Source organism: Bacteroides sp. 1001302B_160321_D4, from assembly GCF_015667765.1.
Taxonomy (GTDB): Bacteria; Bacteroidota; Bacteroidia; order Bacteroidales; family Bacteroidaceae; genus Bacteroides; species Bacteroides xylanisolvens.
The window spans coordinates 112,338-127,420 of the sequence record NZ_JADPLO010000004.1 but is presented as its reverse complement, the minus strand read 5'-3'; the positions used below and the strand labels follow the sequence as shown (position 1 = coordinate 127,420).

At 35.4% G+C, this 15,083-nt stretch carries 7 protein-coding genes; 1 reads left to right on the top strand and 6 read right to left on the bottom strand.

The window, feature by feature from the left end:
• Positions 1 to 6 precede the first annotated feature (6 nt).
• The 6 genes from KFO40_RS02805 to KFO40_RS02780 form a co-directional block, all read right to left on the bottom strand.
• Positions 7 to 3,411, bottom strand: coding sequence for a TonB-dependent receptor (locus KFO40_RS02805; protein WP_225629800.1), 3,405 nt, complete (start codon positions 3,409 to 3,411; stop codon positions 7 to 9).
• Between the two features lie 120 nt (positions 3,412 to 3,531).
• Positions 3,532 to 4,725 carry a FecR family protein gene (locus tag KFO40_RS02800; protein WP_048697627.1) on the bottom strand — a complete coding sequence of 398 codons (1,194 nt, stop codon included), beginning with the start codon at positions 4,723 to 4,725 and terminating at the stop codon, positions 3,532 to 3,534.
• Positions 4,726 to 4,894: 169 nt separating this feature from the next.
• Positions 4,895 to 5,512, bottom strand: coding sequence for an RNA polymerase sigma factor (locus KFO40_RS02795; protein ID WP_048697630.1), 618 nt, complete (start codon positions 5,510 to 5,512; stop codon positions 4,895 to 4,897).
• A 1,886-nt stretch (positions 5,513 to 7,398) separates the two neighbouring features.
• Positions 7,399 to 7,845 (bottom strand): hypothetical protein, encoded by a 447-nt coding sequence (locus tag KFO40_RS02790; protein WP_048697631.1) that lies wholly within the window; start codon positions 7,843 to 7,845, stop codon positions 7,399 to 7,401.
• A gap of 47 nt (positions 7,846 to 7,892) precedes the next feature.
• Positions 7,893 to 8,048 (bottom strand): hypothetical protein, encoded by a 156-nt coding sequence (locus tag KFO40_RS02785; protein ID WP_153882589.1) that lies wholly within the window; start codon positions 8,046 to 8,048, stop codon positions 7,893 to 7,895.
• Between the two features lie 1,462 nt (positions 8,049 to 9,510).
• Entirely contained in the window at positions 9,511 to 13,518 is a 4,008-nt protein-coding gene (locus KFO40_RS02780; RefSeq protein ID WP_048697637.1) for a two-component regulator propeller domain-containing protein, read from the bottom strand.
• A 226-nt stretch (positions 13,519 to 13,744) separates the two neighbouring features.
• On the opposite strand from KFO40_RS02780, the gene KFO40_RS02775 reads away from it, so the two are divergent.
• Positions 13,745 to 14,965 carry a glycoside hydrolase family 88 protein gene (locus KFO40_RS02775; protein ID WP_048693152.1) on the top strand — a complete coding sequence of 407 codons (1,221 nt, stop codon included), beginning with the start codon at positions 13,745 to 13,747 and terminating at the stop codon, positions 14,963 to 14,965.
• Positions 14,966 to 15,083: the final 118 nt, after the last annotated feature.

Genomic DNA, 15,083 nt, shown 5'->3' with positions numbered 1-15,083 from the left:
GTAAGATTAAAATGTTACTTGAAAACCAAATGAATATACCTTCATTAAAGGATATTTCATTCCGTCACTGGAATTGATTTCCGGGTCCCACATATCAAATGCAGCCCATGTTAACAGATTGCTTCCTCTGAAGAAAATACGTGCGTCACGCATCATCGCCGCTTTCTGCCATTTTTTTGGGAAAGTATAGCCTACTTCAAGATTTTTCAAACGCAAATAAGAAACATCTTTTAACCACCATGTAGAATATTGCATGTTGTTAGAACTTTTATTGGTGGACAAACGAGGCCAGAATACCTGTCTATACGGATCACTCGGATCCCAACGGTCATCGCAGTTGGCATAAATATTGCCCAATCCACCACCGCCACTGCCGGGAATCAGTAAATCTCCTTGAATCATATTGGATACATTTGTAGAACCTTGGAAGAATGCGCTGAGATCAAAACTCTTCCAACGTGCACTGAATCCGAATCCATATACAATCTCCGGAACAGAAGGACGACCGATAGGTTGATAATCATAGGCATCCACTTTACCATCATGATTGGTATCTTCATAACGAATATCACCGGGTTTTACCGGTTCGAATGTATGGTCGGGGATTCCGTTCACTAATGTCCCGTCTGCTTTAAAATCCTCTTCCTGAAACAGACCGATAGCTTTCAGTCCGTAATATGTGTTCAATGGATTTCCAGTACGTGCACGGGTTGTTTGTTTCATAGTCTCGGATTCGTCATATTCTACAATTTCATTACGACTGAAAGTGAAATTACCTCGTAATGATAAAAAGAAATCTTTTCCAAAACTCTTGTTTACTTCCAGACTGGCATCAAATCCCTGATTTTTTACGATACCGAAGTTTGCCCATGGATTTGTATTGAATCCTGCTGTTTCCGGTATGGTCTTTCTTTGCATAAAGATATCTTCCCTTTTTTCATGGAAATAATCGGCTTGTATATTGACGCAGTCCCATAGGCCGATTTCAACCCCGATATCTGTTTTCTTTACGGTTTCCCACGATAAATCTTCAACCCCGAAGTCTCCTTCGAATTTTCCACCTATACCTTGGTTGCCTGTAAGTCCGTAAGTAAATCCATTTCCACTGTTTATCGTAGATAGGAAAGCAAAACGTCGTCCTGCCAACTGGTCGTTGCCTACCAAACCGTATGAGCCACGAAATTTCAATTTAGATAATACGGAGAGGGCATTCTCCATGAATTTTTCGTTGGTCACAAGCCAGCCACCGGCTACGGAGGGAAAGAATCCCCATTTGTTCCCTTTACTAAAGTTCTCTGAACCGTTATACCCGAAGTTTCCTTCGATGAAATATCTGCCTTTATAGCTATATGACAAACGAGCAGCGATACCTTGTGTACGATACGGTAGTGAATAAATGGCTGAAGCTGCGTCTGCATTTACATAATCCCGCATATTATACAACAATAGTCCGTCTATTTGGTGATTATCTGCGAGCAGACGGCTGTAAGACAGCTGACCTTCCAGGTACATGGTGCGATTGCCGCCGGCTTCTTTTGCATACTGCAAGTAATCATCTCCCTGGTTCGTGATACTGGTCAATAAATTCCCTTCTTCGTCACGTCCGGTTGCCATATAAGTAGTTTGTGTTTTTCTTCTCAAAAATGAGTTCCAAGCATAGGTATCGAATGAGAAAGTGGCTTTCGCTTTCAATCCTTTCAGTGGATGCCACAACTTGCCGATATCCTGTGTTACGGCAAATACAGATTGCAAACTGCTCTTGTAGCTTGAAATAAATCCTGAATGTGTAGCGGCTGCCCACGGATTAGTTTGTGATGTGTTGGCTGGAATCTGTCCGTTAGAGTAAACGGTGGGATGGACAATCGGAGTATTTTTAAAGGCCAGATAGATGATGTCCGTAAAAGGAGCGGCATTTGTCGAGAAGCCGGGTGTGCGCTGGTTCATGATGTATCCTCCCAAGCTTACGTTAATTTCAGTGGAAGGGGTTAGATTCATATCCAAATTGGTACGTATATTATAACGTGACAGATTATTGGATGTATTATATTCCACTCCCGGATCTGTTACTGTCATACCGGTCTCTCCGTGATAAGCCAATACCATACTATAGCGTAATCGCTCAGTACCTCCATTGATGTCTAAAGAGACACGTCCATTGGGTACATGGTCTTTGGTTATTGTTTTCAACCAGTTTACGTTAGGATATAAATCTGGATCGGTACCATTGCGAGTGGCATCGATTGCTGCTTGTGTATACATATCCTTTCCAGAGGAAAACTGACTCGCCACATTCATAACTTCCATATATTTGGCTCCGTCTACAAATTCGGGAAGCATGGTCGGAGCAGAGAAACCATAGTCAGCCTTTATCTGAATGCGAGGCTTACCAATCTGACCGCGTTTGGTTTGTACCAGAATCACACCGTTAGCTCCTCTAACACCATAGACTGCTGTTGCAGTGGCATCTTTTAAAACAGAAAAAGATTCAATTTCTTCTGGAGAGATATTGCTCAGGCTACGCTCGATTCCGTCAACCAAGACTAACGGAGTTGTTCCCGCACCAAAAGAGGAGATGCCACGAATCCAAAAATCAGAAGTATCATTCCCAGGCTCGCCGCTTCGTTGCACAGCAATAACACCAGCTACTTGTCCGGCGAGGGCATTTGTAACAGAACGGCTTTGATTCACTTGTAAAGCGGCAGGTTTCATGGTGGTAATAGCTCCAATTACACTTTCTCTCTTTTGTGATCCGTATCCCACTACAACTACTTCCTCTAATCCTTTTATATCAGGGTCCAGCTTTACGGACATATTCGTTTGTTTTCCTACTACAATTTTTAATGGAACAAAACCTATATAAGTAAACTGTAAGACGGAGGAAGGACCTGACACATTGTAAATTGAGAAATTTCCATCCATATCTGTAATAACTACATTGTTGGTTCCTTCTTCTTGTATGTTTACCCCAATTAAAGCTTCTCCTTTTTCATCGGTTACGTGTCCTGTAATCTTTAATGGAGTTTTCGGGATGACCGTTTGAGCCTTCTTGCTTACTGTTATTTGTCTATTAGTTATCTTATAACCCAAACTTGTTAAATGTAAAACTTTATCTAATATTTTGTCCAGTGTTTGCTTATTGACATGGATACTAACTTTTTCGTTTAATTCTGTAAGTAACTCGTCCGAATAGATAAATACGTATTTGGTATTTTTTTCAATAGTGTTAAATACCTCACGTCTCGTTACGTTATTTAAATTCAGCGAAAGCTGCGGTAACTGCATCGTAGCGACTTCTGCCAGCGATGGAACAGTGAAAGTTACATATAAAAGGAGTAAAACTATGCGTTGAACATTCAACATCCTTTTATATAAATAAATATTCATTAATTTCAAATGAGCCATTTTTCTCATACATTTGATTGTTTTTAGAATTGCTTTTAATATTTTATTAGTAAGCTAAATTACGCCGGATAGTATTGCCGTATTATCCGGCTTTTTATTTCGTTTATTTTACCATAGGCTACACTGTTTTTAAGGGTTTATACTAATTGTTATCTCATTCTGATTGGGGGTATATTTCACGCCGAATATTTCCTCAATTATTTGCAATGTTTCATTTATGTCGTCAAACAGTACTAATTTACCGGTACATGATTTTGCTGCTGATATTTCATCACAATGTATTTTTATGCCATAATAGCGTGACAGCCGAAGAACAATGTTTTCCAACCGTTCACTCGTAAATTGCCATATTCCGTCTTTCCATGTAATATATTGAAGTGCATTCACATCAGTGACTTTGTTCCCGGGTTGATCAGTTTTGTACATTTGGTTCGGATGAAGGAATATTTCTTCAGCTTCTTTTTCTTTCGTCAATACTGACACGCTACCTTCCACCAACACGACTGACTTATTCAGATCTGCCTTGTAGGATGTGACATTAAACTTAGTTCCATATACCCTTACGTCAAATTCGGATGTGCGTACATAGAAAGGAGATGTTTCGTCTTTTGCGACTTCAATGTATATTTCACCATTGACGTAGATGCCGCGTCCTTTTTTCTCCATATTTGCTGGAAACCGGAGCTCGGTACCGGAATTTATCCATATTTTCGTGCCATCACGTAATGTTAGAAAAGAACGCTTGCCATAAGGTACCAGCAAAGTGCTGTATTCGACGTCTGCATCTATTTGTGATTTGTAGCTAGAATTTGATGAACGTCCATTTACTTCAATTTCGTCTTTCTTCGACCAGCTGATATCGGCATCTTCTGCCATTGTTATTGTTTTCTTGTTACCTATTATTAATCTTACATCCTGAATTGTATCCAACCTTACGGACTGAACATCCGATAGCATTACATTGATATTTTCTTCTGTTATGTTTGTTAATGGAGATACTGAAAAAAATAGTAATATCAGGCCTGCTGCTACACTGGTAGTCCAATAAATGAATCTGCGAATTTTATGACGGTGGTAACGTGCATATATATTCTTGAGAATTTCATCTTCTTTTTGGCAGGAAAGCGCTGAGCGATTAATAGCTATTGAATGTAACGTTCGGATAGCATTGGTAATATTAGCCTCTTGATGTGGATTTTCTTGTAGTACCTGTTTCCAATAGTTGTCTAATGTTTCTGTAGACAACAATTGCCACTGGAGAAATAAATCATCTTTCAAGAAATCCTTGACAGAGTAATTTTTGTATTTGGTATTGACAGGCATAGTTTATTTTCACTTTTAATCAGGTTAACAATAAACAAGTTTCGGACTTGTTTATAATAAAGACGATACCCAGATTTTTTTGCCATTAAAAAAGAGATATTTTTTTCATTTTTTTTTTTGAGAACTATTTTTGAGGGCAATTGTATAATAAATGCTGGAGGATATTGACTTATAATATAAGTATGTCGGCTGCAAAATTTGGCTGATTGTATAGAAAGAGTAAAATGAAAATGCCTGATTCTTCATTGCGTATATGTTCAAGTGCCCGAGATACCAGGTTTCTTGCAGATTTGGAGTTATTCATATTCAGCAAATCCGCAATTTCTTCGTATTCCATATTATATATATATCGCAAGCATACGGCTTCTCGTTGCCGGAATGTCAATTGTTCCAATAATAATTTGATTTTTTGGCTTAGTTCAAAGCGTTCTTCTTCTTCAATCAAGGAGTCCAATATTGTGACGTCATTTACAGTGAAGTCAATCCGTTCATATACTGCTTCTTTGTTGATTTCTGATTTAAGTATATCAATAAGCCTGTTTTTTAATGATTTAAAAAGAAAATATTTTAAGTTTTGTACATTTTTTAATGAGGAAGGATTGGATAATATTTTATAAAATACATCTTGAATTGCGTCTTTTAGTCGTTCATCGTTACTTGTTAAGGCTTTCCCATAAGAGAAAAGTTCTTGGACATGCTCTTTATATAATAGAGAATATGCTTCATGATCTCCATGAAGAAAGCGGTTTATAATATTTAATTCTCTATTATCCAAATTCTTTTTCATTTTGTATTCTTTATTAAACACTAAATGTATTTTGTATTAGCAAAATTATATTATAATTTGAAATTTTATGCATTTTAAAGTGTGTTTTTTGTGATTTCTCGTGATTTTTTTAGGATGAGTAGTTTACATAAAAAAAGATCTTGTATACTATATTTGATTTTTTAGTATATAAGAGTGATGGATGGTGAAAGATTGAAGATGTCTTTGCTTTCTTATCATTGTGGCGAGTCTCTATACGGCAAATCTTGTCACTGATACTTTTTGGAAGTTCTTTTACAAATTTAATCACATATAGATATTTGTAGATATTTTTTATATATTCGCGTGATTCTGCAATTCTTTAATTAGTTCTTCTTAGTCACTTGCTGATGATCGAATGTTTTGTACGTTCTCTGTTATTATTGCTCCAACTGAAATAACTGTTAGTCTCGTTTTTCATTCCTGCTTCAGAGTCTGTTCTGAATTTTTCTAATCTTGTTATGAGTGCTTTGGTCTTTTCTATTCCGTTTTTTTAATTTTTTTCTTTTGGCATATTGTTGATTGTTTGAGGCTTGGTAATTCGGTTAACAGGCATACCTTTCTTATTACCGGTTATTACAAACTCTCTTTTTGGGTTATATTGAATAAAAAGTTTCTATGTTTAAAATCGGAAGTGACGGATAACAGTAGATATCCCTGAAGAAAGTATGACATGTAAAGCGCTACCTGTCATCCTTTCATCAAAATAAACGAGAATTGGAGAAAATCTTGCCCTTGCTAATTTGATAATCTGAATTGTTTACATGCTCTTGATTGTTAATAGTTGATTCTTTTCTTCTTATTTGATCTTAATAAATGTCATTTTTTAAGCATTGTGTCTTCAATGTTATAAAATACAAAACCCCTATCGTGACTGACAGGGGGTATTATGTTTTTTCATTAGAGGAATGTAGAATTTAAAGCAAGTACTTATAAACTAGAATTGTCTATTTATCTAAATGATTAAAGTATTTCTAATAAGTTCTGCTACTGAAATAGATCTGAGGACAATCATGCTTTCGTATTGGGGTTGATTCTCTTCTTTGTATTCCAATTCACAGATTGTTTGTTTTTGGTGGATGATACCGGGGCTGATTCTTTAGATTTCATACAGTGCAGTATCATATATCAGATTAGTACTTATTCCGAGGATGTCATGAATGGCATTAGGGTGTGTTTTTCGTACTATTGATCGTGACAAAAATAGCAATTTATTTCTAATATTGTTCTTCCGGAGGTGCATTATTTTATCTGTGGTGGGGATATTTTATATTTGATAGTTAGTGATGAGATATTCTTCTGATTCTGTTTTTGATAGCAGCTTGTTATAAGTCGCATTTTTAGGGCGTTATTTCTTTGTAGATACCTGGGGAATAATTATTTTTGTTCTCAGTTTAGTATCAGTGTGAATCTTCCGTCGTAGCTACTCTTTGTGAAAAGAGTTACGGCTTGTTATAGTTTTTTTAAGCGGTGTGAGTTAATACTTTCATCGCTTTGTTTGTTGTTTACGGTGGTATTATGTTTTAATGATATAACAATCGTCCCGTTCCACTTGGTATTGTGCCTGATGAGTAATTAAAGAAGAATTATGTCTACGACAGTTTTTCTGTATATCATATCACTGTTATCCAATACAAATGCTTTGTTTATTAATTGTGCAATTTTAATTGTTGTATATTGCAATAATACATCTTTGTGAGAAGGTGATCATTGCACACTAGTATTTTTTATGTTAAAGCGATGTGAGCTCCCCTAAAGAACTTTCATCGCTTTGTTATTATATTGGATTCTTTTGAAAAGTCGTATTGCCTTTCACAAGTTTCACGGCTTAGTAGCACGAAATAATACTCAACCATAAAGAATATCAATTATCGATGTTCGTCCCTATTCCTAATGTAAGCACATCCGTAGATTCTATTTTTACCATATTTCCAGATGTAATATAGTGCATGTACCTTTCCTTCGTTTTGAATGATAAAATCATGTAGTTGCCTGTTTACATCATTTTCCACACAAGCTATAATCTTCCCATTGTCTTTCCTCTTTATTATAACGGCATTGTCATATTGATTGTTTCCTTCTGCTATTGCATATCCGTGATGTACTCCATAATCAGCCTGCTTTAGGCATTTGTATTGCATCCCGGTAAGTTTGTAGCATCCGTATTTTTCATACTTAAGTAGCTTGACACATTCTTCGCTGAAAGTTTTATTGGATCTGTGCAGTCTGCTGGTGTTCTTGAGTTTCTTGTTTTCTTTTCGTATAATCCATATGGCAGCTACAATGGTAATGCCGATAAGTAAAAAGGTTTCCATGAGAGTCTTGTGATTTAAGATATTCTGTAACAAAAGTATTCAATATTTTAATTATTTGCAAATGATTCATACATAAATAGATTTATTCCATTGGATTTTTGAGTAGGATAAAGTTTATGTTGTTTCTTAAATTCAGGAAGAAGTTGTATTTTTGCTTGTCCTAAAAATAAAATGGAAAGTGATTCATTTTCTTTCTGTAGCATGCTCTTTGTGAAAAGGGTCTCATGCATTAAATTGTTTACAAGCGGTGTTAGTCGTTGGATTATCATCGCTTTATTTATTTTCTCTTATTTGAATAGTAATTATTTTCAAGAGGAGAGGTTGTCTATATGAAGAGGAATAATATAGTGGAGAAATTTGCAGATTGATTTGTTTGATAATGTCTTTGTGGTTATCTATTGCTTAAAATTAAGGCTTTCTGTAAATAATGATTTTTTAAGTAAACCAACGGACTTTGTTTTTTGTTTATTTTAGAAATAAGAGATTTGTCTATTGTTTTTAGAATCTCTAAATATTGTACCCTTTGTGAAAAGCGTTCCAGTATTTGTCGTGTTTTATTGTGCGATGAGAGTCAGCGGATTCTTGTCGCTTTATTTTTTCTTTGGTTCAATAAATACTCCATAAAATATTAATGATGTTTTATTGAGCGGTATACTTCAGAATTTGAGATGTATATGATGTTTTTTGTGTTAATAATTTGCGATATATAAATTTCCATTATAATTTTGCAGGACGTAAACATGTGGGTTGTGAAACTCAATAAATGGAATAGTTAGTAAAGTCAAAGTTAAGTTTTTGTATTAAGAAAGGGCTTCTACTTCAGCGGAGGGTTATGGGGCTCTTTTCGTGTTTTAGGTAATGCCAATGATGTTTCAGGTTATCTAATAATTTAGAGGTTGATATGGTCCTATGAGAAAAACGGCAAGATATAATATTGTTTTTATGATGCGCTAAATAAAATAGCCACAGTTTTTATTCAAAGGATGAATTTCTCTATGAAAGAAACGTTTTATTTGAGAAATTCATTTATGTGCACTCTTTTTTTGAATTCATTATGCTTTAAGAAGACAGCATTCAAAGTAAACAGCCTAGATTTTATCATCGAGTTAGCTGGAGGCAAATAGTCAGTAAACGAAGTGAGTGGTAATATACATAACTCCTGGGAGGAGACAAAGTGTTATAAAAAGTTGTGCAGATTGAGGTAAAATGTATAAAGAAAAGTGTTTTTTGAAGAATATTTTATAACACTATCCTGCCTGTTTGACTTTTGGTTATAGCTTCTCAATATCCGTAAGTTATTTCTTTATTACGGGTGGTATGGCGGTTCCTTATGTTACTCATATCGGTCAGTTTAACAGTCTATACATTGGATCTTTTTGTATAGAACCATATTGTCAAGAGAGCTTCGCACTAAACCATTATTGGTAATGCACGCTTTTTTAGGCTACTATTGACGGAACAATGAGTTCAGACGCAATGTTGAACAATTACTTGTGCGACTTTTTGTCACAAGAAATACTTAAAGATGCAAAAAAGTTATTAACTCGCGATGAATTAGTTGTCTTACATTTTATTATTTTAGGAATATTCCGATTTATTTTGAGAATATCCCTAATGTGAAATAAGAATATAATTCGAATAATTTTCTGCTAGTGTTCTGAAGTTCTATATCTGAATCTCTTCTTTTCTATAAGCTTGTGGAGTTACATGATATTTTTTTTTGAAACATTTACTAAAATATTTTGGAAAGCTGAATCCTGTTCGGTCAGATATTTCGGATATATTTAATTCAGGATTATTCTTTAGCAAATATGCAGCTCGTTTCAAACGGATAGTCATAATGAGGTCACTTGGAGTCTGTCCTGTTATTGCTTTTAGTTTGGTGAATAATTTAGTTCTGGCAATTCCCATTTGGGCAACAAGTTGGTCTACACTAAAATTCACATTATCAATTTCATTTTCAATAATTTCTGTGACTTTATCCATAAACTTTTTATCCAGGATATTATTGGTCAGAATTAGAGTATTTATTTGCGGTTGTTTACTGAATTTCTCCTGTAACATAATTCGATTATTAACGAGATTATTGCATCTTGATAATAAAATATTGATATTAAATGGTTTGGCGATATAATCGTCTGCTCCCATTTTCAAACCTTCCAGATTGTGTTCAATTGTAGTTTTGGCAGTTAACAGAACGACGGGAATATGGCAAGTATCGAAATTCTGTTTGATAGCCAGGCAAAGTTCTGTACCTGACATTTCAGGCATAATGATGTCACTGATAACAATATGAGGCATTTCCGAACACGTTTTTTCCAACCCTTCTTTACCATTAACAGCAGTAATTACTGTATAAAGTGATTTGAAAATGTTGACTAACATTTCTCTAAGCGAGTCATTGTCTTCTACAATTAGTATTTTGTATTTTCCTTCTTTTGGTATACTTTCGTTATCTATATTTTCCTTTTCCTGCTCTAGAGGCTGTTGATAGACTAAATTCAAATTAGTGACTTCATTTGAACAAGAAGTATTGGAATTTGTACAAATTTGGTCGTTTGTGAAATGCTCTTTTCCTGTCATTAGGTGGATGCGGAAAGTTGTTCCCTCTCCAAGCTCGCTGGACACATCAATATTTCCATGATGCAATTCGATGATACCCTTAGTGAGAGCCAGACCAATACCAGTACCTGTATGTGATGGGGAATCTATGTCTGCTTGATAAAAACGATTGAAGATCTTATCAATATCTTTTTCAGCAATGCCTGAACCATTATCTGTTATTTCAATTAACACTTCCTGATTTCTCTTCCTGACTGCGATAGATATTGTTCCCCCTGCTTTGGTATATTTGAATGCATTAGAAATAAGATTATTAATAGCTTTTTGCATTTGTTTGGCATCAAACCATACACTGATATTATTACTGCTTTTTTCAAAATTAAAAGTGATTTGGCGTTGTGCCGCGTATTCCAGAAACAGCAGGTAGTGTTCATATATAAAATGAACCATATTGTGTTCGCAGACTTTGATGGTCATATGTCCTTGTTCTTGTTTCCGGAAATCCAGTAATTCGGTTATAAGTTCTCTTAACTGCAGGCAACTTTTGTAAACTCCCAAAATCTTATTGTACACATTGGGGTTGAAAGAACGTACTTGCAGTAGCATTTCCATTTGGCCGATAATAAGTGTCAACGGTGTTCGGAACTCGTGGGATATGTTGGTGAAAAAACGTAGTTTTGCCTGATTTAGTTTTTCGATATCTTCGATATGTCTTTTTTCGTATTTAAGAGATTCCTGTAATTTTAGGCGATGATGATATGTATGTATGATATAATATGTAAGTATGATGATACTTATAATGTATGCTAAATAGGCCCATATTGTACGATAAAAGGGAGGTAATATTTCTATTTGTAATCGACTAGGGGGAACTAGCTTTTCGTTTACGTTTTCTGCTTTTACAATTAATGTATAATTGCCGGGAGCAAGATTAGTATAAGTAATAGTGTTTTGCTCCAATACATTCCATGTGTCTGAGAAACCTTCCAATCGATAAACAATTTTATTCTTATTGAAAGGTATGTAATCTGTAGTTGTGTATTCGATATTGAAAATGTTCTGAATAGATTTTAGGGTTATTTTTGGGGTATATGTAATATTCCGGTGTAATATTCCACTTTGGTCTCCAGTCTGAATATTTTCTCCGTTCACTGTTAGACGATATGGAAGTATGCGATAAGATCGTGGCGCCTGTTCCAAATCTTTTTCCTGGAAAGAAATCATTCCGGTGGTTCCACCAATAAATATTTCTCCTTTCCGGCTTTTATAGAGCGCATTTTCACTTATACAGCTTAAGGGCAATTCATCATAGTTCCTGAATTCTTTATGTTGATAATCTAATATTGAGAATCCTTTATCCGTTGTCACTAACAATTTTTCAGGTGATAGTTCGCAAATATTATATATTACATTGCTGGCAAGCCCGTTTTTACGTTTATCGAAATTGATAAAATCATCAGTCTCTTTTCTATATAAATCTAGTCCATTTTCGTTTGTACAAAACCAGAGCCTTTTTTGACTGTCCTCGTAAATGGAATTAATGCTATTGCTACTGAGACTGTGTTTATTACTGTTCTTATGTTTGTAAATGGAGAATTTTTGACTGTCAAAATGATAAGCACACGCTCCGCTGTTATTGTTGGCTATCCATAATGTACCTTCGTGGTCTAAAGTCAGCCCTATAGTGGATATCGTATTATAAAGCGCATTCTTATCCTGAAATAACAATTTGCATTTGCCTGTTTGTGGGTTAAATAGCGTGACTCCATTTGCTGTGGCCAATATCAATTGTTTCTGATAAGGAATAATATCCTCCACAAGATTGGACGGAAGAGAACTGCTATCTCCTTTTTTATTTTTATATTGAGTGAAATGCCCAGTCTTCATATCTAGTCTGTTCAGTCCTTTTAGATGTATACCAAGCCATAATACTTGTTGCAGAGAATCATAGTAGACAGCCCTCACATTATCATGTGGTAGATTACAGGAACTACTTTTGCTTAGATAACGTTTGTAAGTCCGGGTAGCAGGATTATATTTATTGATTCCTCCCCGTTCAGTACATATCCATAAGTTTCCTTCGCAATCTTCTAGCATACGTCCGATAATGGGAGAACTTAATCCTTCCTCCTCTTTGGAAGAGGCCTGATATTCGCGATAAATCTGTTTTTGTGGATTGAAATAATTGATGCCGCCGGAATAGGTTCCTATCCAGATAGTTCCTTGTTTGTCACAGTATAATCCCCAAATAGAGGAATGGCTTAAACTTTTGTTATGTTCCTGTTTAAAATATCTGTAAAATTCTCCTGTATTTTTATCATATTTGTTCAACCCGTTAAAAGTTCCTATCCATATGTTGCCTTCTGTATCTTCGCAACACCTGTGAGTAAAATTGGAACTGATTGTCGTCGGATCTTCCTCTTTACACTGAAACCTGTCAATTTGTTCGCCTTGAATGCGGTACAGCCCATGACCGGAACTTGCGGTTATCCAATACTCTCCGTTACTATCTCTGAAAATATCAGAAATATTCCCTGCTGTAATAGGATGGGTTAGTTCTTTTTGGGGAGTTAGTATATATACTCCCCGGTCACTTCCGATGAGTATGGAATCATTATGTATATATAATTTTCTGATATATCCTTCGTTATCCGGAAATTTATAGAAAGGCTCCAGCTTGTTGCCGTTGTATTTAAATATTTGTTTGGATGTTGCAGCGTATAAATAACCGGAGAAGAACTGCGCTTTCATATTATTTCTGGTTATCGTACTAAATAAATCTTTTTCTATATCATAAACGGAGATACCTCTGTTGGTCATAATAAAAACGTGTCCGTTCCGGTCACCGGTAATATGATATATATCATTGTATAAAATGCTGTTGGAAATATCTTTCTCCTTTTGATAGATTTTAATTTTTTTTCCGTTATATACGCCGATTCCATTGCGAGTACCGAACCACATGAATTCACGTTCATCCTGATAAATGGAAGAAATGGAATTATTAGGTAGGCCATCGTCGGTTGTCAGATGAAGAAATGATATGCTTTGTGCTTTTCCTGATAATGTGTATATTAGTAAATAAAAAATGATTATAATCCTGCTTTTCATATTCTAGATCTTATTATACAGATTACAAATATATCGTTTTTATTAAATAAAGAGTATGTGTGTATTTTCTTTTTTTGTCGTTTATTGTACATTTTAGGTCGTTTATTGTACATCGCTGCTTTTTGTCTCATTGTATATATTTGACATCCTCTTTCTGTACATATATTATCCCTTTTTTGTGATTAGCATGCGTATTTTTGTTTTCTCAAAATAATATGAATTATTTATGAAAACTATTATTTCAATTTGTATAGCCTTGTTTTTCACTTTTGTGTGTGCTTGTGAAAGGGTAGAGGAAAATTATCTTTCAGAAAACGTTGAGTATGCAGCGGCGCAATATGATTTGTTGATAGAAAAACTGGAAAAAAATGGTAAACCTTGGGCACCTCGTACGGTAGATACTAAAGGAAATATAGTATATGCCCGTAACGTATGGGACTGGACTTCGGGCTTTTTCGCGGGAAGCCTTTGGTATTTGTATAATCTTACGGGAGATGAGAAATGGAAAACATTGGCGAAAAAGTATACGGAAGCTCTGAAACAACAACAATATATAACTTCTCATCATGATATCGGCTTTATTATAGGATGTAGTTATTTAAATGGTATGCGTATGGGGCAGGAGGCATATGATACAATTATCGTGCAAGCGGCCAAGTCCCTTTCCACTCGGTTTCGTTCTGGAGCCGGAGTTATCCAATCATGGAATACCCGTACAGGATGGCAGGCACAAAGAGGCTGGGAGTGTCCTGTTATTATTGATAATATGATGAATTTGGAAATTCTTTTTGAGGCAACTTCTCTTTCCGGTGATTCTACTTTTTACAATATGGCGGTTTCACATGCAGATATGACTTTAAAGAATCATTTTCGTATGGATGGGAGCTCTTATCATGTAGTTGATTATGATATGAGAACAGGTAAGGTGCGAAGTCGTTGCACAGCTCAGGGATATTCCGACGAATCAGCTTGGGCACGTGGGCAAGCCTGGGGTATTTATGGATATACAATGTGTTATAGGTATACACGTCAATTAAAATATCTTGAGCAGGCAGAAGCTGCCTATGAATTCGTATGTACACATCCCAATCTTCCTGAAGATTTGATTCCTTATTGGGATTTTGATGCAGTGAATATTCCCCATGAATTAAGAGATGCTTCCGCTGCTGCTATTATGGCTGCCGCCTTGTATGAATTGAGCATGTATTCGAATAAAGCAAAGTATAAAGAGACGGCAGATAAGGTAATGCATTCTTTGTCATCATCGGATTATCGGAGTAAGATTGGTGAAAATCACAATTTCTTATTGATGCATTCTGTTGGAAGTTATCCGCATGGAAACGAAATAGATGTCCCTTTGATTTATGCAGATTATTATTTTCTGGAAGCATTGAAGCGGAAAAGGGATTGCGACATTGAAGCTAAGAGTAAATCAGTGCAGAAGTAGTGCTGTAATGGTGATTTTTTTGTACTAAAAGGGTGTTTTTTTGTACAATGATTAATAGAGAACTTGGGAGGATAATTTTTATACTTCTTATGTACGTTTTTGGTTTTTGTTTTTTTGG